Here is a 21,325-nt window from a genome sequence, read left to right on the forward strand (position 1 = left end):
AGTGCATCAAGTGAAAAGAAGGCCGGGCATGCACCCGGCCTTCTGTTCGATCCACCTTGGGAGGAGGTCGATTGGATCACTGGGTATCGAGGTGCTGCTGCGGACGCCATTTCGCCAGGCGGTTCTCGATCAATGTCATGATGTATTCGGCAAAAAGCGTGACGACCATGACGAGGAGGATGGCCGCGAACATGCCGGCCGCATCGAAGGTACCCTTGGCGATCGAGATGAGCTGACCGATCCCAAAGCGGGCGCCGACGAATTCGCCGACGATTGCGCCGATGATCGCGAAACCAAAGGACACGTGCAGACTGGCGAAGATCCAGCTCATCGCCGAGGGAATGACCACCGTGCGGGTGACCTGCCAGTCCGAGGCGCCGAGAATGCGGGCGTTGGCGATCATATTGCGGTCGGCCTCGCGCACACCCTGGAAGGCGTTTGCAAAGACGACGAAGAACACCATGATGAAGGCGAGAGCAACCTTGGAAGGCAGGCCGAGACCCATGATCATGATGAAGATGGGGGCGAGAACGACGCGCGGTATCGAATTGATCGCCTTGATATAGACGGAGAAGATGTCCGACAGGAAGCGGTTGCGGCCAAGACCGATGCCGACGAAGACGCCGGTGATCGAACCCGCGAAGAAGCCGATCAAGGCCTCCTCCATCGTCACCCATAGATTATACCAGAGCGAACCTTCCGTGGTGCCTTCGGTTGCCCATTCGTAGAGGCGCTGAACGACGCCGCTCGGGCTCGAATAGAAGAACGGATCGATCCATTGCATGTTTGAGGACAGCTCCCACATGCCGATCACGAAGACCAGGATGGCGATCTGCCAAAAGCGCACCAGCGTTTTGCGCCGGCGCATTGTCTTCAGCGCCGATGCCTCGATTTCCGTGTCCGAGGTGCCCGGCCGAAACATGGTGGCCGAACCGGCCTCAAGTGTGATGTGTGCCATGATATCCTCCCTCAGGCCGCTTCGCTCGCGCGGCGGTAGCTGGTCTCCACCTCCTCGCGGAGGTCCTCCCAGATCGTCTTGCAATAGTCGATGAAGCTCTGCTCGTAGCGGATTTCCTTCACGACGCGCGGACGGGGGAGATCGATCGTGTAGACCGACTTTACCGTCGCGGGGCCGGCGGTCAGGACATAGACCTTGTCGGCGAGCGCGACGGCCTCTTCGAGGTCGTGGGTCACGAACACCACCGAAGCCTTGCGCTCCGCCCACAGCTTCAGGAGTTCTTCATGCATGACGGTGCGGGTCTGCACGTCAAGAGCCGAAAACGGCTCGTCCATCAGCAGAATCTCCGGCTCGTTGATGAAGGTCTGTGCCAGGGAGACGCGCTTGCGCATGCCGCCAGAAAGCTGGTGGGGATAATGATGCACAAACTTCGAAAGGCCGACGCGGGCCAGCCAGTCGCGTGCGCTCTTTTCCGCTTCAGTGCGCGACTTGCCCCGAAACAGCGGACCGGCCATGACGTTGTCGATGACGTTCTTCCAGGGAAAGAGTGCGTCGGTCTGAAATGCGAAGCCGACACGCGGGTCAATGCCGGTGATCGGTCCGCCCATCAACCGGACTTCACCGGCACTCGGGCGTGCGAGACCCGTCACGAGGTTGAGCGTCGTCGATTTGCCGCATCCGGTGGGGCCGACGACGGCGACAAACTCTCCGCGGGCGACCGTCATGTTGAAATCGCGCAAGGCCGTAAGGGACTTGCCGGTGGGTGAGACGAAGCGGCGGCTGACGTTGATCAGCTCGATCGCCGGGATCTGGTTCTTGTCATTTTGCATGATGATACCTGAGGCGTGCTTTGGGCGCGTGCACGCAATGCCCATGGATCGATCGGGAGGTCGCTTCCGGCTGGAGCCGGAAGCGATGCGACGCCTTACTTGACGTTCTTGACGAATTCCGTCGTGTAGGTCTTGGAAAGGTCGATCTGCTTGCCCTTGACGTTCTTGGAGAACTCCGAGAGCACGGCAAGTACGGTCTTCGGACCGTCTTCCGGCATGACGCCATCGGGTGTGAACATGCCCTTGCCGTCGTCGAGAGCCTTGATGTAGCCGTCCTTGTCGCCGACGTAGAAGTCCTTCGGCATCTTGTCCGCGATCTCGGCGGCGGAATGCGTGTTGATGTAGCGCAGCGTCTTGACGAAGGCGTTGGCGAGCTTCTGTGCCTCTTCCTTGTGCGCGTCGACCCAGGAGGCTTCCATGTAGAGCGAGGCGGCCGGATAGGTGCCACCGAGCGCCTGGCGGGTCGACTCGACCGTGCGCATATCGACAAGCACGCTTGCCTCGCCGGTCTTGATCATGCGCGAGATCGTCGGCTCGGTCGTCATGCCGGCCTGGATCTGATCCTGTTGCATGGCCGCGATGAAGGTGCCACCGGCGCCGACTGGAACCGTCACGACGTCGCCGGGCTTCAGGCCGGCCTTCGAGGCCATGAAGAGGGTCAGGAAGTTGGTGGACGAGCCGAGACCGGTGACGCCGAGGGTCTTACCTTTGAAGTCGGCTGGAGATTTGATGTCAGGATACTTGCTCGAAACCATCTCGACTTCGCCCGGCGCCTGGCTGAACTGGACGATGGATTCGACGAATTTGCCTTTGGCCTGCAGGTCCACGCAATGGTCGTAGAAGCCGACCACGCCCTGGACGGCGCCGGCCAGAAGCTGGTTTTCGGCATCGACGCCGGCAGCTTCGTTCAGGAGTTCGACGTCGAGACCCTCGTCCTTGAAATATCCGAGCGATTCGGCAAGCTTGGCGGGCAGATAGATCTGCTTTTCATAGCCGCCGACCATGATGGTGATCTTATCGGCCGCATGTGCGGCGCTGGTCGCGAAAGATGCTGCGGCGAGAAGCGCCGAAAAAGCGACGGTGTGAAAAAGGCTGCGTGAAGAACGCATGGAAATCTCCTCCTGTGGTTTGCTAGCATCGTCGTCTCGCCACCTTGACCCGTGTCTCCTCCACGATGCTGCCCCTTCCTATGACGTCGAAGCTTTCAACTAGCTTTCAGTCGCGGATGGGTAAGCAGCCCGTCGAATTCCATCCATGCATCCCTCATCGCGGGAGCAACGGGCGCACAGTCATTTCTTAAGCCAGATGCGCCGTCGCTTCCACAGATGTATTTCCCAGACGGATCTCTTTCCGAGCGCATGCGGCAACCATCGCGGCAAGCGCTTCAACGTGAAAATTGCGAGAGAATATGTCCGCGACCGTGATCCCGATCTGGCGGCCGGCGGCGAGCAGTCTATGAACCGACGGGCAGCCTTGACCGTGCCGCGCTCGGCGGGCCGTCATTAAGGCGGTTCCAGGCGCGGCGGAGCTGCCGCGCCGAGCCGAAGCCGGCGCGCATCGCGACGGCCTCCATGTCCAGCCGTGAACCGGCGAGCATCTCGCGGGCAAGAGCCACGCGCATAAGGTTGACGAAATCCGTAACGCTCATGCCCGTCTGCTCGTTGAACAGCCGTGAAAGGTTGCGCGGGCTGGCACCGCTGAGGCGCGCGAGCGAGGCGACCGACCAATCCTGAGAGGGGTTGGCGACCACCGCATCCTGCGCGCGGTGAATGACCGGGTGGATATGGTTGCGACCTTCGAGCCAGGGCGAAAGCTGCGGATCCGAGCCGCCGCGCCTGAGATAGACGACAAGATATCGCGCAACCGCAAGCGCGCAGGCATGTCCCGCCGCTTCGGCAACGATATGCAGCATGAGATCTATGCCGGCGGTGATGCCGGCGCTGGTGAGGCGGTCTCCATCCTCGACATAGAGCCGGTTGTCCCGGACGCGCGCGGTGGGTGCGAGTCTCACCAGATCCTCTATGCAGGCGTGGTGGGTGGTGCAGTCGCGGCCGTCGAGCATGCCTGCTTCGGCAGCGAGCAATGCGCCCGAGCAGATCGAGACCAGACGAATTCCCGGAAGAATGGCGCGCTTCAGCCATGCGACGATGGCAGCCTGCTCGGCGCGTTCCTGTTCGTCCCACGGGCGGTTGTTATCCATCGGGGCATCGGCGCTGCCGGCAATGACGACAAGCGCGTTATCGGGCAAGCGCTCGGGTAACGCGGCGACGCCCGTAACGGCAAGACCGATCGAGCTGCCGACCGTCGCCGATGGGCCGATATAGGTCACGGTAAAACGCACCGTGTGCTGTTCGAGGTTCGCCTTGCGCAGCACTTCGATCGGGCCGGCCACGTCGAGCAGCAGCACGCGCGGCGGCACGACGACGAAGACCGGGATATCGAAGGGCTGCGCGGCGTCGGTCATGCGGCGAGCGATTTTTCGCGCCCGGCCAAGGCCTGTTCGACGGTCGCGATCCGAGCGAAACGGCCCGACAGGACCAGTTCGGTCCGGTCCCGGATTTCCCTCGCGCTCCAGGTGCGTCCTGTGACGTCGGTCATTGGAAAGGTCAGGGTCGCTTCGCCGACATAGTCGACTTGATAGCCGAGATCCGAGGCATGGCGGGTCGTGGTCTCGCAGCACTGTTCGGTGCGGATGCCGGAGACGAGGATACGGCGGACGCCGTTCTCGGTCAGCCACACGTCGAGACCGGAACCAACCAGGGCGCTATGGCGGTTCTTCCTGAACGTCGCCTTGGGAGCGATCCTGAGCGGGGCGAGTGTGCTGACGAACCCGGATGCTTCCGAGAACGGACCGTTTTCATCGACATGGAAGATCTGGATGATGGGTATTCCATCGACTTGCGCGCCGTCGATCAGAGTCTGCTGACGGTCGATATAGGCGGAAGCGAGGTTTTCATCCCAGTAATCGCGGTGTCTGAAGGACTCCTGAGCGTCGATAACGAGAAGGACAGTATCATGGCCGGACATTTTTTGCTCCATGCAGGTTGATCATGAAGTCATATTCGGCGATTTGAAGACAGGGGAAAATGCGCGCGCCGGACAAATAACGGACAATTCGCGCCAATAGCCACGCTCAGGAGCGGCCTTGCGCCAAGAGCCTCGAGCCACATCCGGCGCCTGCCGGCCGTGCGCACATAATCAGTCCGGCTTCCACGCAATTCCGGATCGGATGTCAACTCGTAAAGCTTCGCAGATCCCTCAGCAGGTTGCGGTACCTGGCCTGGCTGCCGACCAGATGGTCGCGCATGGCGTTGCGGGCGGCCTGGTCGTCTCTGTCTGAGATGGCGACGACGATTGCCTCGTGCTCCCTGTGGATCAGCTTTCGATAGGCGGTCTGTTCGGCCGTCCTCGATTCCGGGACGAGCCTCGACTGCGGGATGATCGCAGAGCCCTGCGATTCCAGGAACTGCCTGAACAGCGGATTGTTCGTGGCCTCCGCGATCGCGGCATGGAGCTCGAGATCCGCATCGCGAATGGATTGATCGCTCTCGATGCATTGGAGGATTTTCCGGTGACATTCGAATATCGCTTCCTCCTGTGCCGGCGAGCGGCGTAGGGCCGCTAGGCCCGCCGCCTCGATTTCGACAGGTGTTCTGATCTCGAGGACCTCAAGATCGGAGGCGACGCGGGCCTTGTCGACTTTCCGCGCGGAGAGCGCCGGATCGGCACCGAGTACGAAAATCCCCGCTCCCTGGCGCACCTCGACAAGCCCGTCGGAGCGAAGCGCTGCCACTGCCTCGCGCACGACGGTTCGGCTGACGCTGTGCGTTTCGGTCAACTCGTGTTCACTCGGAAGCTTGTCACCGGCAGAATACTGGCCGCTCAATATGGCTTGCCGGAGGCTTTCGCCGACCTGTGAGACCAGCGACCCGGAGCCTTTGCTGCGATCCTTCATCTGCATAGCCACGCCTGACCCCCGCATCGGCTTTGATCCGCACGCCCGTTCAAACGCGCGGCATTGCGAAATTCACGATTCATCACACATGTATGACAAATTTCTCCATCTTTCAATGGACGAGCGGCGCCGGCGCTTTGTTCCTTGACTGTTTCCGCGGTCCGATGAAAATCCGGCACTGCGCTTTCTCTCAAGCTCCCGACGCTGTACTGGCTTACGGCCATGTCACGACCTTGCTTCACGATGTACAGGCGACTGGATATAATCAAAATTAATCGCTATGATTAGAAGTGATTGACAAGGAGTTTTCGATGGAGACCAAGGTTCTGACCGCCCATGTTCCGCTGTCGCTTGCGCAGAAGGTCGATCAACTCGCGTCGCGGCTCGAACGCTCGCGTGGCTGGATCGTCAAGCAGGCCCTGACGGCATGGATCGACCAGGAGGAGGAGCGCCGGCGTTTGACGCTTGAGGCGTTGGCCGACGTCGATGACGGTAACGTTGTCGATCACCAGTCTGTCCAAGCCTGGGCCGATAGTCTTGACGGCGACGCGCCGATTTCGTTGCCTCGGTGATGGAACTCAAATGGACGAGCAAAGCGGTCTCCGACGTTGCCCGCTTGTACGACTTTCTCGCTCCTGTAGACCGCCTCGCGGCGGCTCGAACCGTCCAGGCACTGACGAAGGCACCTGCGCGGCTTCTTGATCAGCCGCGCCTCGGCGAGCGGCTTGAGGAGTTCGATCCTCGGGAGGTCCGCCGCATTCTCGTCGGCCGTTACGAGCTGCGCTATGAAATCCAGCAGTCGACGATCTATGTGTTGCGGCTTTGGCATACGCGTGAGGACCGATAGAAGCGCTCACAACCGCCTGGTCGACTCTCCGCGCACGAACCTCGGCGTCAGGATAAAATCCTGCGGCGGCTCTGCGGCCCCCTCGGGGCTTGCTATTCTTGCCAGCAGACGTTGTGCGGCCAATTCGCCGAGCTTCTGCGCATCCTGCACCACCATCGTGATGCGGGGTGTGATGACGTTGCTCCAGGGCACGTCGTCGACCATCGCCAGCGATACGTCGTCAGGGCAGCGGAAGCCCATCTCCTGCATCACCTGCAGTGCCGCGAGGCCGGTCATGTTGTTGGCGCCGATGATGGCGGTCGGCCGGTCGCGACGGGTCAAGAGGCGCATGGCCTGTGCATGGCCGCCGGTCCTGGTGTAGCCGCCTTCGACCACCAGCGAAGGATCGATGTCCACACCGGCGCCGGCCATCGTGTTCATGAAGCCCTTCAGGCGCTCGTCGGCAGTGTGCAGGCCGCTCGGCCCGGAAATGAAGCCGATCCGCCTGTGGCCGAGCTGCAGCAGATGTTCGGTCAGGATGGTGGTGGTCAGCGGGTTGTCGGAACCGACAAAATCGCGTTCCGCCCCCTCCACCTTCTGGTCGAACATCACGATCGGGGTTTTGAAGTCGCGCAGGAACGTGGCGTACTCCTCGCCGTGCCCGTTTGCCGCCAGCGCAATGCCGGCGATCTTCTGCGCTTCCAGCCGCTCCAGCAGCGCCCGTTCGAGATCGGCCCTGCCGGAGGAGTCGGCGATCAGGACGAAATAGCCGTGGTCGAGCGCCTGGTGCTCGATCTCTCGACGGATGTCGCCGAAGAACATGTTGCCGAGATTGGCCGAAACGAAACCGATCAACGAGCTGCGTCCGCGCGCCAGCGTCTGGGCCACCGGGTCGATGCGGTAACCGGTCGATTTTATCGCCTGCTGGATGCGGTCAAGCGTCTCGACGCCGACCCGCTTCGGGCTGTTGAGTGCCAGCGAGACGGTCGAGATGGAAACCCCCGCAAGGCGCGCTACGTCTCGTATCGTGGTCATGTCTGTCGAACCGGTTCTAATGCCTTGTTATGTCCGATTTTATTGGTTGGCGCAACATTTATGCTTCAAATCCGTTGTTTAACTGGGTTTAACTTGGTGATCTTGCGATCACGAATTTCGACTTGACAGACATCGGATCAGGCGAGATGATCATTCACCGAACCGGTTCGATATGATGTTGAGCCGGAAAACAGGGAGGAGAAACCTGTGACGAGTTCGGAACGCCAGCCGGAAAATCCGGCATCGGGAGGGGCGGAGAAACACGCCTGGTTCAGCCAGGATCGCCTGGGCATGTTCATCCATTGGGGCCTCTATGCCTTGGGAGCCCGGCACGAGTGGTTGAAGAACCGCGAAGAGCTGACCGACGAGCATTACCAGCGCTATTTCGACAATTTCGATCCCGATCTCTACGATCCCAAGGAATGGGCCCGCCGGGCGCGCCTTGCCGGCATGAAATATGTCGTGGTGACGACCAAGCATCATGAAGGCTTCTGCCTGTGGGACAGCAAGGTGACGGACTACAAGGCGCCGAACACGCCCTGTGGCAAAGATCTGCTCGCGCCGCTTGTCGAAGCCTTCCGCGCCGAAGGGCTCAAGATCGGCTTCTACTATTCGCTGCTTGACTGGCACCATCCCGATTTCCCGATCGACGTTCACCATCCGCTGCGCAACCATCCCGACGCCAAGGCCCTGAATGCCGGCCGTAACATCGCCAACTACGCGGCCTATATGCGCGAACAGGTGCGCGAGCTTCTGACCGGCTTCGGCCGCATCGACATCATCTGGTTCGATTTCAGCTATCCCGGGCGCGAATATCGCGGCCTGCCCGGCAAGGGGCGCGCCGATTGGGAGAGCGAGCGGCTGGTCGAGCTGGTGCGCGACCTGCAGCCCGGCATCATCGTTAACAACCGCCTCGATCTGCCGCCCGGCAGCCTGCCCGACGTAACGACGCCGGAGCAATATACGCCGCGCGTGGCCCCCGCCATCACCAGCCAGGGGGTACTCTGGGAAGCCTGCCATACCTTCAGCGGCTCCTGGGGTTATCACCGCGACGAAGATACCTGGAAAAGCCCGGAACAGATCATCCAGCTGTTGATCGATTCCGTCGCACTCGGCGGCAACCTGCTGATGAATGTCGGCCCGACCGGCCGGGGCACGCTCGATGCGCGCGCCATCAGCGCGCTCGAGGTCTATCAGAACTGGATGGCCGTCAACGGACGTTCCATCTATGGGGCAGGGCCATCCCGCTATCCGGTGCCGGCCGGCTGCCGCTATACCCAGCGCGGCAACCGCCTTTATCTGCATGTCTACAATTGGCCTTACCGCCACATCCACATCGAAGGTCTCGCCGACAGGATCTCTTATGCGCAATTCCTGCACGACGCCAGCGAGGTGCACTGGCTGAGCCATGCCAAAGATGTGGATTCCAATATCGGCGTGACGGTGCCGGAAGGCATGATCACGCTCGAACTGCCGGTCCGGCGCCCGGACGTTACCGTGCCGGTGATCGAGATCGTCCTGAAGGCGTGAGCTCGATCGCACTCGCGTGTCCTTTGCGTTCATGGAGGGAGGAGAAACCCATGAAGGTTCTGAAGAAAACGCTTTTGCTTGCCGCTATAGGCAGCAGTCTTTTTGCCACAGCCGCATCGGCCGAGCAGGTCAACCTGACCTGGCAGATGTGGACCGGCTCCGAAACCGACACCAAGAGTTGGCAGCACGTGGCAGAGATGGTGACGGCCAAGTATCCCGACATCAAGGTGACGCTGACGACGACGGGCTGGGTCGACTACTGGACGCGGCTGCCGGTGCTGGCGGCATCGGGACAGCTCGCCGACATCGTTTCCATGCAGTCGCTGCGCATGCCGAACTTCTATTCGCTGCTCGAGCCCCTGAATGACCGGATCGAGGCCGATAAGTTCGACGTCGCCGCCTTCACCCCTTCGATCATCGGCGGCATGTCCGTCGACAAGCAGCTCTACGGTCTGCCCTACGACGTCGGTCCGTGGGTCATCTATTATAACCAGGATGCGCTCGAAGCCGCCGGCGTCCCGCTGCCGAAACCGGGCTGGACGCTTGCCGAGTTCACCGATGCCGCCAAGAAGCTGACGAAGGACGGCAATTACGGCTTTGGCGTCACTCCGACCAACTATTCGGTCCTGGCCGCGGCCTGGGGCGATAAATACGTCAACGACGCCGGCGAGCTTGACTTGACCCGTGCGAGCGCAGTTGCCGCCGCCGACAGGCTGATCGGATTTGCCGCCAAGGATAAGATCGCGCCGCTGGTTCCCTCGGGTGGCGCAGATCCCGGTGATGTCGTCCAGGGCCGGTTCAATTCGGGCAACGTCGCCATGTATATCGATGGTCCCTGGTCGATTATCGGCATGAAGGACCAGGCTAAGTTCAAGATCGGCCTCACCACCCTGCCGCGCGACGAAGGCGAACTCTCGGCCGTCACAGCAGGCTCCGGCTTCGGTATTTCCACGACCAGCAAGAACAAGGATGCGGCCTGGAAGGCCATTCAGGTGCTGACAAGCCCCGAAGCGCTGACCTATCTTGCCGAAGGGGGGCGCGCGTTGCCGGCGCGCACGGCGGCGCAATCGGCCTGGTACAAGGTGGCGGCCAAGGACATCACCAATGGCGGCGAGGCCATCGACTATTCCCTGGCGCACTCCGTGCCCTACGTGATCACCAACAACTGGGCAGCGGTGGAAAACCTCTTCAACCAGTATTTCCCGCCGGCTTTCGCCGGCAGCGCCGACGCCAAGCAGACGATGGAATCCATCCAGAGCCTTGCGCAGCAATAGAGCCAGCGCGTCCGACAGGACGCGCCGTCGCTTCAAAATCTGCGCATGATCCTTTCGGGAAATCGATTCCGATTTTCGGGTCATGCGCCAGCTCTCGCTGCGGCAGGACCTGCCGCGCATGGAGGAAGACATGTTGCAAAGCGCCGTTGCCGAAGTTCCCTTGCAGCCCGGTCAGCCACGGCGCTTCCTGATGCCGGAGACGCAAACGGCCATGCTGTTCCTGCTGCCGAGCTTCCTCGGCTTCATGGTCTTCATGGCCCTGCCGATCCTGGCGTCGCTGGCGCTCAGTTTTACCAACTGGCAGCTGATCTCGACGCCGTCCTTCGTCGGCTTCCAGAATTATATCAGGCTCTTGACTGTCGATCCGGCCTTCTACACCGTACTCCGCAACACGCTGTTCTTCGCCGTCGAGTATCTGGCGTTGAATATTATCGTCTCGCTGACGCTCGCGGTCTGGATATCGAGCCTGAAGCGCGGCAAGGCGATCTTCCGGGTGATCTTCTTCCTGCCGACCTTCACGCCGACGATCGCAGCATCGGTGGTCTGGCTGCTGATCTTCACGCCGGACGGGCTGGCCGACACCATCGTCCGCGCGCTCGGCCTCGGCCTGCCGAATTTCCTGCTGAGCTCGACCTGGGCCATGCAGGCGGTCGTGCTCGTCACCCTGTGGGCGAATGTCGGCTACAACGTCGTGATGCTCAACGCCGCGCTCGACCTCGTGCCGAAGCATTATCTCGAGGCGGCGACGATCGACGGCGCCAATGCCTGGCAACGCTTCTGGCGCATCCGCCTGCCACTCATCTCGCCGACCGTCTTCTTTGGCACCGTGATGACGGCTATTACCTCGCTGCAGGTCTTCGACGAGATATTCGCGATGACGCGCGGCGGCCCGGGCTCGGCGACGGCGACGCTCGGTTTTGCCATCTACCAGAAGGGCTTCACCAACTTTCAGATGGGCTATGCCTCGGCTCTCGCCTGGGTGATGTTCGTCATGATCATGGCGCTCACCATCCTGCAATTCCACATGCAGCGCAAATGGGTGCACTATGACGATTGATCCGACCTCACTGCATCCGCATTCCGTGTCCCAGCATCGTCACCGCATATTGCGGCGCGTCGGCACCTTCGTCAGCTACGCGGCACTTTCGCTGATCGCGCTGCTTTTCCTCTTCCCCTTCTTCTGGATGGTGTCGAACGCGGTGCGCTCCAATGCCGAGGTGATGGCCGTGCCGGTCCGCATCTTCCCTGAGGAGTATCATTGGGGAACATTCGTCGAAGCCCTGGTTTCCCTGCCGTTCGGAACCTTCCTGTTGAATTCCTTCGTGGTCGCCTGCGGCGTTACGGCGATCGTGATTGCGGTATCCTGCCTGTCCGCCTACGCCTTCGCCCGCCTGAGGTTTCCCGGCCGGGAGGGGCTGCTGCTTACCTATCTCAGCACGCTGATGATCCCGCAGGTGATGCTGGTCATTCCGCTCTTCCTCATCGTCAGCAAGTTCGGCTGGATCAACACCTATCACGGCATGATCCTGCCGGTCGCCTTCAGCTCTTTCGGCACCTTTCTGCTGCGGCAGTTCATCCTCGGCATTCCCAAGGATCTCGACGAGGCGGCGATGATGGACGGAGCTTCGCGCCTGCGTATCCTGGTCACGGTCATCGTTCCGCTTGCCATGCCGGCCATCGGCCTGCTGGCGCTGTTCACCTTCATCGCACAATGGAAGAGTTTCCTCTGGCCGCTGATCGCCACCAGCGGCGTCGAAATGGCCACGCTGCCGCTCGGGCTCACCCTGTTCCAGACACAGCAGGGCACCGCGTGGAACTACATCATGGCCGGTGCGACGATCTCCATGGTGCCTGGTGTCATCCTGGCCATCGTGCTGCAGAGGGTAATCTACAAGGGCATTACCGTCAGCTCCGGCTTTGGTGGGCGCTAATCTTCATAAGAACAAAGATTTAAGCGCATCGCATCAAGTTTGGTGTGATGCCCTTCAAGTCCGGTCGATCGCCGCCGAAATCATATCCTCGCGCTTGACTTTTGCTTCCGGAAGAAAAGTAAAATTTAACCAAAATTTGAAATAACCCTTTCATATTCGAATTGCGCAGGGGAATTCATGAAAACGGCTACGCTTGCATCCATCGCCTTGGCGATATCGATCTCTGCTGCCCATGCCCAGACGATCGGAGTTTCGATGTCCGGTCTCGACAAATTCAGGACGGCGCTTCTAAACGGCGTCGTCTCGCATGGGCAGACGATATCCGGCCTCAAGCTCGTCACCGAGAATGCCAATGGCGACAAGGAGCTCCAGAAGCAGCAGGTGCAGAAGCTCATTGCCGACAAGGTCGACGCGATCATTCTTGCCGTCTCCGATGGCGACCTCGGACCGCAAATGACCAAGATGGCGGCAGATGCCGGTATTCCGCTGGTCTACATCAACAACGTTCCTTCCAACCTGCTGGACCTGCCTGATAATCAGGTGGTAGTCGCCTCCAACGAGAAGGAATCCGGAACGCTGGAGACCAAGCAGGTCTGCGCGCTCCTCAAAGGCAAAGGCCGCGTCGTCGTGCTGATGGGCGAACCCTTCCACGCCGCCGCCCGCGCCCGCACCCAGGATATATCAGACGTCATCGCCACCCCGGATTGCAAGGGCCTTCAGATCGTTGAGCGGCAGGCCGCCTATTGGTCGAGCGATTATGCCGACCAGCAGATGCAGGAATGGCTGCAGGCCGGCGTCAAGTTCGACGCGGTCATTGCCAACAATGACGAGATGGCGCTCGGCGCGATCCGGGCCATGAAGAAGAACAATATCCCGATGAAGGACGTCGTCGTCGCCGGTGTCGACGCGACCGACGACGCGCTCGCCGCGATGGTGGCTGGCGATCTCGACGTGACCATTCTCCAGAGCGCTGTCGGACAGGGCGCTGCCGCTGTCGACGCCGCCGTCAAGCTGATCCGCAAGGAGAAGGTGCCGCGCGAAAACAACGTTCCCTTCGAACTCGTCACACCTGAGAACATTGCCACCTATCTGCCGAAGAGCCAGTGAGCATAAGAGGACTATGATGTTGCATTTCTGGAATAAATTCGGCATTCGCGCACAGATCACCTCCGGCTTTGTGCCGCTGATCCTGTTGATGAGCCTGCTCACGGTCAGCGCGATCTCGGGTATGAACGGGCTCGCCTCGATCTTCTCGTCCTATCGCGCCACGGCCGGCCAAAGTCTCGCCATCTCGGACTACAGCGACCAGCTGAACGAGATTCAGATGTCGGCGGAAGCCTTCCGCTCCACGCCGACGCAGGCTGTCGTCGACCGCTTCCGCGCCGGCGTGAAGGCGTTCGACGCCGATGACCCGCGCTTTGCTGGCAACAAGGACCTGCAGTCCGGTCTTGCGGCGATCCGCCAGGACATCGCCACCTATGGCAAGGCTTTCGAAGAAATAGTTGCCCTGCAGGCCAGGCGTGATGCCTTGATCTCCAAGGTCACCGAATTCGGCCCCTGGACCAGTATTGCGCTCAACGACGTCGTGCGCAGCGCCTGGCGCCAGAACGATGTGCCGCTGCTGCAGATGACGGCGGCGACACTGGAGGCCTTGAACCGCAGCCTCTATTTCTCCGAACGCTTCGTGCATTCCGATGATTTTGCCGCCTACGACACGGCGCAGGCAGCACTGGCCGAAGCGGTCACGCTCAACGAAGCCGCCGCCAAGGCCGCGAAGAACGAGCTGCAAAAGAAGCGCCTGATGGGCGCCGGACAGCTGATGCAGAACTACACCGCCCGTCTCGGCGACATGAAGGACGTGCTGCAGGCCTCGGGCAACATCCGCCAGACGCAGCTCAGCGTGCTCGCGCCGAAAATCTCAGGCGGCTTCAAGGATCTGCAGGCGACTGTTACCGGTGCGCAGAAGACCCTTGATGGTTCGGTGGACGCAACGGTTGCCTCCGCGACCAGCACGACGCTGATCATCAGCGGGCTGCTGATCGTCATTGGCCTCGTCCTTTCCTACTTCGTCGGCCGGTTGATTTCCTCGGCGGTGCGCAACATGGCCCAGTCCATGGAGCAGCTTGCCCGTGGTGAGGAAAGAATCGTGATAACGGGCGTCGAACATCGCCACGAGCTGGGGGCCATGGCGCGTTCGCTGAAGGTTTTCCAGGAAACGGGGCGCGCCAAGCTGATCGCGGAAGCCAATGCCGAACGCGCCCGCCTGGCGGCCGAAGAAGAGCGGCTCCGCCAGGAGGCCGAGCGGCTCAGCGACGCGCAGGTGATGGAGCATGCCTTCCGCCAGATCTCAGTCGGGCTGGACGCGCTCTCGAAGGGCGACCTCACGGTCCGCGTCGGCGAAGTCGACCATCGCTATGTCAGGATCCGGGATCATTTCAACAACTCGGTCGCGAGCCTCGAGGAGGCGGTCGACGCCGTCATTCGCGCGGTCGGCACCATCCGCTCCGGCCTTGCGGAAATCTCCACCGCGTCCAACGATCTCGCCCGCCGCACCGAGCAGCAGGCAGCCTCGCTGGAGGAGACCGTCGCGGCGCTGGGTGAAGTGACCCGCGGCGTCAATGGAACGGCGGAGGGCGCAAGCCGCGCCCAGGGAGTCGTGGCGACCGCCCGCACCAATGCGGAAAAGGGCGGCGAGATCGTTGCCCGCGCCATCGATGCGATGACGGAAATTCAAAATTCGTCGTCCAAGATCGGCAACATCATCAGCGTCATCGACGAGATTGCCTTCCAGACCAACCTGCTGGCGCTGAACGCCGGCGTGGAAGCGGCGCGCGCCGGCGAGGCAGGCAAGGGCTTTGCCGTCGTCGCCCAGGAAGTCCGTGAACTCGCCCAGCGCTCAGCCAATGCGGCAAGGGAGATCAAGCAGCTGATCTCTACCTCCTCGGCGCAGGTCAAGACCGGCGTCCAGCTGGTGGGCGAATCCGGCCTCTCGCTCGAACAGATTGTCGAGCAGGTCACCGCCATGAATGCGACCGTGGCCGAGATCGCTGTTGCCGCCCGCGAGCAGGCGACAAGCCTGCGCGAGGTCTCGGCTGCCGGCGACCAGATGGACAAGGTGACGCAGCAGAACGCCGCGATGGTCGAGGAGACCACGGCGGCCGCCCAGAGCCTGACACATGAAACCGAAAGCCTTGCCGAATTGCTGCGGCGGTTCAGAACGGGCAGCGGCCGGGTATCGGAACATCGCCATTACGCGATGGCATCCTGACGTCCTGCCGATGCAGGCAAGAAAACGCCGCCGCCTCGAAAGGGCGGCGGTGAGCGGTCATCGGCCAGCGTCGCCTCAGTGGCTCTCTGATGCGGGACCGTGAGAGTGGCCGGCAATGCTCTTGCGAACATGACGAACTGCCGCCCAGACGGCGAAGAGCACGAGCGGGATGGCGCCGAGAACGGCGAGCTTCGTCACGTGCGGATCGACCCCCAGTTCGGAAATGCTTTCCAGGCAGATCTTTGCGAGGCCGACGGTGTAATAGGTGATGGCGATGACGGAGAAGCCTTCGACCGCCTGCTGGATATGCACCTGGATGCGCGCCCGCTCTTCCATCGACGTTAGCAGCGACGCGTTCTGATCTTCGAGCTGAACCTGCACGGTGGTTCTGAGCAGGTCTCCCGCCAGGCTCACCCGTTCGGCCAGTTCATCGAGGCGGCGTTCGGCGGCGTGAACCGCGCGGACGGCCGGTTGAAAGCGCCGGTCGATGAAGGTGCCGATCCGCTGGCGCTGCTCGACGCGTTCCTCGCGCAGCTCCGACGATCTGCTTGCGACGATCTCGGCATAGGCTTTCGTCGCGCCGAAGCGGTGGCGGGCGAGCGCGGAGAAATTGAGCACATCCGACGAGAGCTTGGTGACCTCGGAAAGCAGGGCCTTGTCGACCTTGACCGCACTCTGCATATGCGCGATCAGCAGGTCGAGGCGCCGGTCGAAGACGGAAAGCTTCGACACCGTCTCGCGCGCCATCGGCAAGGCCAGCAGCGCCATCATCCGGTATGTCTCGATCTCCAGAAAACGCCTGACCATGCGGCCGGTGCGATAGGCATTGAGGTTGCGGTTGAAAAACAGGAATTCCACAAAGCCGCTGTCGGTCAGCCGGAAGTTCGAATGCACTTCCGCGTCGCCGCCGCCGACCTGAGAGGCGACATAGTCGAACTTCGGTTTTTCTGGACGCTGCCCGTCCTTCTCGTCGCGCACCAGCACGCGGACGGCTGCGATGACCTTCCCGTCGATCTGGCGGCAGCAGGCCTGAAAGGCTTCAGGCGGATTGCTGCCGGGGTCGGCTGATGCCGGAACGACGAAGGTCAGGGTGAGGAACTCGGTATGGGCCTCCCACTTCAGCCGGCCGTCGCCGATGCGGCCGATGCCGTGGTTGCCTTCGCGGGTCGTGGAGACATCCTCCAGTCCCGGCAGGGAATTTGGTATCTGAGGAGGGGCATTTTCTCCGACGATAGCGACGTGCCACACATCCGTGTCGCCATCGAAGTAAAGCGACGGCCGCGCGTGGAGCTCGTTGTGAAGTTCCCTTCGCAGCGGATGCTCGGAGCCCATCGGCATGGAAATGCACCTCTATGCGGTAGACAGTCGCTGGGTCGCCTGATGTAATCGGGTTGCCGGCATTTGTAAGTTGACCATGGCGCCTGCGAGCCGGCGAAGGCCGACAACGCCTATAGCCTCTCCCGAACCGCATGTCACCATGCCTTCGCCATCGGTGCGAAGGCCGGCATTCGCTCGGCCGCGCGTGGCTCCATGACCGCTTCGCCACAGATGACCCGCGATAGACCGCGCATCCGCATCGGTAGATCTCCGGCGTTGCCATCGACAATTCGAAACTGGTCGAAGTGTCCATGGGGAAAGGAAAAGCCACGGCCCTGTTGCGAGGCCGTGGCTGCTGCATGCGCGCATGATGCGGGACAACGCGTGACCGGTTACTTGGCGGCGAGCGCCTCGTTGACCTTGTCGACGTCGGCATTCATTGCCTTGAAGGTCTCGTCGAGGGAAAGCTCGCCGACGATCAGCTGGCTCATCCTCTGGACGATGAGCTGATAGATGGCGGAGGATCCCTTGAGACGTTCCAGGTCCCGGGCTGCCTGCGGCACGCTATTGCGGCTTCCGAGGAAGACGGCCATGGCATCCTTGGCATTCTTGCTCTCGAGCTTGTATTGCGGGTCCTTGATGTCAGCGCCCGTCAGGACGACGTAGTTTTCAGCGATTTCACGCTGGACCTTTTCAGAGCCGAGGAACTCGATGAACGCGGCCACGGCCTCCGGAGACTTGGTGCGCTTGAAGCCGACGATCGCGGTGCCACCGGGCATCGCATAGCAGCCGGCATCGCCGCACGGCGCGCTGATCGCCGTCCAGTCGAAGGCGTCGCCGATCTTTTTCTGGAACGGATTGACCATCCAGTTGCCGGCGAGATAGGTCACGACGTTGCCGTTGACGAACTCGTCGCCCATGTTCTTGTACTGGGTTCCGCCGGCAGCACCCCACATTTCCTTGGGGAAGGAGCCGTCCTTCGTCCAGCCGTAGAGATCCGTGACATAGCGCTTGGCGGCATCGTCGGGGAAGAAGAACTTGCCGTCCTTGACGTAGTTCGAGCCATAGGAGAATGCCGCGCCGGAGAAGCGGTGGCCCGAGCGGTCCATCGTGAAGGGGATCTGGGCACCGGTCGCCTTGGCGACGCGCGCCGAGGCTTCGACGATATCCTTCAGCGTGGCGGTAGGTTTCGGAAGCGGTTCGCCGGCCTGTTCGAACAGCGTCTTGTTGACGAAGGGCAGGTTGAAGGTCTGCGATGCGATATAGCCGTTGATCGACTGCGGATCGTTGACGCCGGGGAAGCGAAGCGTGTTCAGGCTGTCGCCGTGCAGCTTGGCGAAACCATCCGGGTCCTTCATGTAGGGGCGCATGTCGAGGTAATAGGGGGCAAGCTGCCAGTCGGTGATTTTGGCGATATCAGGGCCTTCGCCGACGGCAAGCTGCACTGGCAGCTGCTTGGCGACCGCATCATAGCCCGAAGAGACGAAGTTGACCTTGACGTCGGGATGCGCCGCCTCGAATTCCTTGCTGAGCGCTTCCATCCGCTCGACGTAAGCCTGGTCGTCGTCGGTGAACAGAAAGGTGATCGTCTTGGTTTCCGCCATGGCCGCGCCGGCCCAGGCGAAAGAAACGGTAGCCAGCGCCAGTGCGAAGGCCCCTGAGAGATAGGTTTTCATTTTCATCCTCCCATGAAAACATTTTCATTAATCGCGGCCTTAGCCATCGATAAATCAATTTCATATACTTGACATTCGTTCCGTCAAGCTATTTTCTGCGGCAATAGCGATGTTTTTGAGCGATTTGCAAAAATAGCGCGCACAAAAACCTAATGAAAATATTTTCATAGGATTGCGGAGGAGGCGGTCTGTGAAAGCAGAATACATCAAGCAGCCGGACGATATGGCGCCAGCCTACAGCGTGGCCGAGGGGCAGACGATCACGGCATGGGCCGTTTCCGGCCTCATCGCCAGCTATTTTCCCGGCGAGCCCGCGCCGGCCGAAGACCGCGTAAACTATCGTTTCATCAACGGTTTCGTCGATGTCGGCGACCTGCCCTGCCGCAAGGCCTTCTGGTCGACCATGGTCGGGCGGCCGCTGCTACCCGACACCGCCTGGCCGACCGAAAGCCTCAATCTCCCCGGCCCGAACCGTCGCGTCGAGTTCACCGGCTTCTGGCACGTACCGACGCATCTCAGGCGATGGCTGAAGGGCACGTTCAGAACGGAGACCGCGCGAACGCTCAATCTCAGACTGAAGACCTGCGGCGGCGTTCGCATTTGGGTCAACGGACAGGAGGCGGTGCGCTTCGAACCGTTCAAGCGCAACACCGAGAGCGCAACCGACATAAGCCTGCCGCTTAAAGCCGGCGACAACCGGATTCTCGTCCATACCGAAGACCTCGCCGAGCGCGACACGACATGGTTCTTCGAACTCGAGATGCTGGACGAGGAGCCGCTCTGCGTGCTGCTGCCCGTATCGCTGGACCAGCATGAGGTCCGCGAGCTGGAAGCCCTTGCGCGCGGTGTGCGTCCGGCTCGCGACGTCTTCGTCAATCAGCCGCTGGAAATCATCTTCGGCACCGCGCCCCAACGCGACCTGCCGGTGGAGCTCAAGGTCGTCGGCCATGGTCACGAGCGGCCCGTTCTCGCGCATTCCCGACTGACGCTCAAGGCCCATCAGTGCAGCCTCACGGCCGACGACGTCTGCGGCATTCCGGACGGTTATCATGGCGTCCACATGACGGTCGGCAGCGGCACGGGCTCGGTTACGCGCGTCATCGATGCCGCCTTCATGAGCAGCATTTCGCCGTTGCAGGCCGAGGCGTCGCTCGCCGCCCGCAAGCGGCAGGCACTGGAATACAGCGCCCGCTTCGGCGCCAACCGCGTCGGGCGCCTGATCGCCATGATGGAAACCGGTCACCACGACCAGGAAAGCTTCAACCGCATCATCGATGCGACGCTCGCCTCCATCGATGCACGGGAGGATTGCTCGGATTTCATCATGGTGCCGCTGTTGTGGCTGCTCGGCGCCTATGCCGACCGGATGCCCGATGCCGTGGTCGACCGCATTCGGCATTCCCTTCGCTCCTACCGTTACTGGGTCGACGAGCCGGGCAACGACGCGATGTGGTTCTGGAGCGAGAACCATGTGCTCTGCTTTCATACGAGCCAGCTGCTGGCGGGACTTCTTTTGCCCGACGAGGTGTTTTCGGCCTCGGGCAGGACGGGGCGGCAGCAAGCGGAAATCGCCGCCGAGCGGCTCGGGCGCTGGTTCGACAGCGTCGAAGCCCATGGGTTGGCGGAGTGGAACTCGGCCGCCTATTACCCGATCGATTTCATCGGCCTGCTGGCGCTGGAGCGCTGGGCCGAGACGGCGATGTCAGCACGCGCCCGCTCACAGATCGATCTGATCTTCCGGATGATCGCCCTTCATACGCTCGCAGGCGTTCCCGCCGGATCGCAGGGCCGCGCTTACGACAAGGAGTTGCGCGCCGGCCCGCTGACCGAGCTCGCGCCCTTCGCCCAGGTCGCCTTCGGAACCGGCTGGCTGAACAATGGTGTCGCGGCATTGACCATGTTCTGCGCCGGCAGCTACGAGCCGCCCGCCGATCTGGCCGAGCTTGCGGCGCTCTCGCGCGCAAGAAGCGTCGAAGCGCGCTACAGCCAGGGACTCGAGAGCGGAAAACTCGTGCTGTTCAAGAACGAGGCGGCGCAGCTTTCGACGGTCGTCGATCACAAGACCGGCCAGAAGGGACACCAGCAGCATGTCCTCGACATCCGGCTGGCCGGCCACCCGATGGCAAGGCTATGGGTCAATCATCCCGGTGAGGACGATCCCTGGGGCAATCAAAGGCCGTCCTATTGGGCCGGAAACGGCATCCTGCCGCGCGTTGCCCAGCATCGCGACGTCGCCCTGCTGATCGAGGACACAAGTGACGCACGCCATGCATGGACGCACGCCTATATCGGCCGCGACGGGCTGGACGATCTGATCGTCGAAGACAAGTGGCTCATCGCGCGATCGGGCCGGGGATTTTCCGCGCTCTGGGCGTCGAACGGCCTGGAGCTGATCACCAACGGTCCGACCGCCGGCCGCGAGGCGCGTTCCTACGGGCCGCTTTGCGGCTGGGCCGCTATCGTCGGATGCGGCGATGGCGACGCCTTCAAGGCGTTCGTCGAACGCCTGGGCCAGACGACGGTTTCCTTCGATCCCGAGCTTCGGCGTCTCTCCCTGACGCCGCCGGGCGGCCCGGCGATCGACCTCTCCTATGCCGACGGTCTTTCGATCGGCGGCGAGGCGAGGCCCTTCACCCATGATCAGCCGCACCCGATCCTCACCCACGACAGTGCAGCCTCCGGCGCCGGCACTGACGGGCCGTTCTACTCCTGAAAATATAGGTCT

General features: G+C 61.7%; 18 protein-coding genes. 9 read left to right on the top strand and 9 right to left on the bottom strand.

Annotated elements, in window-relative coordinates; genetic code table 11:
- Positions 1-76: 76 nt before the first annotated feature.
- From RL_RS36260 to RL_RS36285, 6 genes are all read right to left on the bottom strand, one after another.
- Positions 77-958: an ABC transporter permease gene (locus RL_RS36260; protein ID WP_011649423.1), complete on the bottom strand. Its 882-nt coding sequence runs from the start codon at positions 956-958 to the stop codon at positions 77-79.
- 11 nt (positions 959-969) lie between these two features.
- Complete coding sequence (locus RL_RS36265) at positions 970-1,788, bottom strand: ABC transporter ATP-binding protein (protein WP_041937062.1); 819 nt, start codon at positions 1,786-1,788, stop codon at positions 970-972.
- Between the two features lie 95 nt (positions 1,789-1,883).
- Positions 1,884-2,897, bottom strand: a complete 1,014-nt coding sequence (locus RL_RS36270; protein WP_011649425.1) for an ABC transporter substrate-binding protein — start codon at positions 2,895-2,897, stop codon at positions 1,884-1,886.
- Positions 2,898-3,241: 344 nt separating this feature from the next.
- The gene (locus RL_RS36275; protein ID WP_011649426.1) at positions 3,242-4,252 is read right to left on the bottom strand and encodes a GlxA family transcriptional regulator; all 1,011 of its coding nucleotides are present in this window, start codon (positions 4,250-4,252) and stop codon (positions 3,242-3,244) included.
- Positions 4,249-4,827 carry an isochorismatase family protein gene (locus RL_RS36280; RefSeq protein ID WP_011649427.1) on the bottom strand — a complete coding sequence of 193 codons (579 nt, stop codon included), beginning with the start codon at positions 4,825-4,827 and terminating at the stop codon, positions 4,249-4,251. Before RL_RS36280 ends, RL_RS36275 begins: the two co-directional genes overlap by 4 nt.
- Before the next feature lie 193 nt (positions 4,828-5,020).
- A complete protein-coding gene (locus tag RL_RS36285) occupies positions 5,021-5,749 on the bottom strand; it encodes a FadR/GntR family transcriptional regulator (protein WP_028742963.1) in 729 nt (242 codons plus the stop codon).
- A gap of 305 nt (positions 5,750-6,054) precedes the next feature.
- Here RL_RS36285 and RL_RS36290 point away from each other — a divergent pair, with 305 nt between their 5' ends.
- Both RL_RS36290 and RL_RS36295 read left to right on the top strand, forming a co-directional pair.
- Positions 6,055-6,315, top strand: coding sequence for a CopG family ribbon-helix-helix protein (locus tag RL_RS36290; RefSeq protein ID WP_028742964.1), 261 nt, complete (start codon positions 6,055-6,057; stop codon positions 6,313-6,315).
- Positions 6,315-6,590, top strand: coding sequence for a type II toxin-antitoxin system RelE/ParE family toxin (locus RL_RS36295; RefSeq protein WP_028742965.1), 276 nt, complete (start codon positions 6,315-6,317; stop codon positions 6,588-6,590). Before RL_RS36290 ends, RL_RS36295 begins: the two co-directional genes overlap by 1 nt.
- Positions 6,591-6,596: 6 nt before the next feature.
- Here RL_RS36295 and RL_RS36300 read toward each other — a convergent pair whose 3' ends face one another.
- Positions 6,597-7,604, bottom strand: coding sequence for a LacI family DNA-binding transcriptional regulator (locus RL_RS36300; protein ID WP_011649431.1), 1,008 nt, complete (start codon positions 7,602-7,604; stop codon positions 6,597-6,599).
- A gap of 207 nt (positions 7,605-7,811) precedes the next feature.
- Between RL_RS36300 and RL_RS36305 the strand changes: the two genes are divergently transcribed.
- From RL_RS36305 to RL_RS36330, 6 genes are all read left to right on the top strand, one after another.
- Positions 7,812-9,134 (top strand): alpha-L-fucosidase, encoded by a 1,323-nt coding sequence (locus RL_RS36305; RefSeq protein ID WP_011649432.1) that lies wholly within the window; start codon positions 7,812-7,814, stop codon positions 9,132-9,134.
- Positions 9,135-9,184: 50 nt separating this feature from the next.
- A complete protein-coding gene (locus RL_RS36310; protein WP_011649433.1) occupies positions 9,185-10,408 on the top strand; it encodes an ABC transporter substrate-binding protein in 1,224 nt (407 codons plus the stop codon).
- Between the two features lie 82 nt (positions 10,409-10,490).
- Positions 10,491-11,465 (top strand): carbohydrate ABC transporter permease, encoded by a 975-nt coding sequence (locus RL_RS36315; protein ID WP_173364467.1) that lies wholly within the window; start codon positions 10,491-10,493, stop codon positions 11,463-11,465.
- Entirely contained in the window at positions 11,455-12,339 is an 885-nt protein-coding gene (locus RL_RS36320; protein ID WP_011649435.1) for a carbohydrate ABC transporter permease, read from the top strand. The genes RL_RS36315 and RL_RS36320 overlap by 11 nt, the downstream gene beginning before the upstream one ends.
- Positions 12,340-12,516: 177 nt before the next feature.
- The gene (locus RL_RS36325; RefSeq protein ID WP_011649436.1) at positions 12,517-13,446 is read left to right on the top strand and encodes a substrate-binding domain-containing protein; all 930 of its coding nucleotides are present in this window, start codon (positions 12,517-12,519) and stop codon (positions 13,444-13,446) included.
- A gap of 16 nt (positions 13,447-13,462) precedes the next feature.
- Positions 13,463-15,607 carry a methyl-accepting chemotaxis protein gene (locus RL_RS36330; RefSeq protein WP_028742969.1) on the top strand — a complete coding sequence of 715 codons (2,145 nt, stop codon included), beginning with the start codon at positions 13,463-13,465 and terminating at the stop codon, positions 15,605-15,607.
- Positions 15,608-15,682: 75 nt separating this feature from the next.
- Here RL_RS36330 and RL_RS36335 read toward each other — a convergent pair whose 3' ends face one another.
- Together RL_RS36335 and RL_RS36340 are read right to left on the bottom strand one after the other, a co-directional pair.
- On the bottom strand, positions 15,683-16,945 hold the full coding sequence (locus RL_RS36335; RefSeq protein ID WP_011649438.1) for a DUF3422 domain-containing protein: 1,263 nt from the start codon (positions 16,943-16,945) through the stop codon (positions 15,683-15,685).
- Positions 16,946-17,316: 371 nt separating this feature from the next.
- Positions 17,317-18,600 (bottom strand): ABC transporter substrate-binding protein, encoded by a 1,284-nt coding sequence (locus RL_RS36340; protein ID WP_041937064.1) that lies wholly within the window; start codon positions 18,598-18,600, stop codon positions 17,317-17,319.
- Between the two features lie 190 nt (positions 18,601-18,790).
- On the opposite strand from RL_RS36340, the gene RL_RS36345 reads away from it, so the two are divergent.
- Positions 18,791-21,313: a hypothetical protein gene (locus RL_RS36345; RefSeq protein ID WP_011649440.1), complete on the top strand. Its 2,523-nt coding sequence runs from the start codon at positions 18,791-18,793 to the stop codon at positions 21,311-21,313.
- Positions 21,314-21,325 lie beyond the last annotated feature (12 nt).

Source organism: Rhizobium johnstonii 3841 (assembly GCF_000009265.1).
In the GTDB taxonomy this organism is placed as follows: Bacteria; Pseudomonadota; Alphaproteobacteria; order Rhizobiales; family Rhizobiaceae; genus Rhizobium; species Rhizobium acaciae.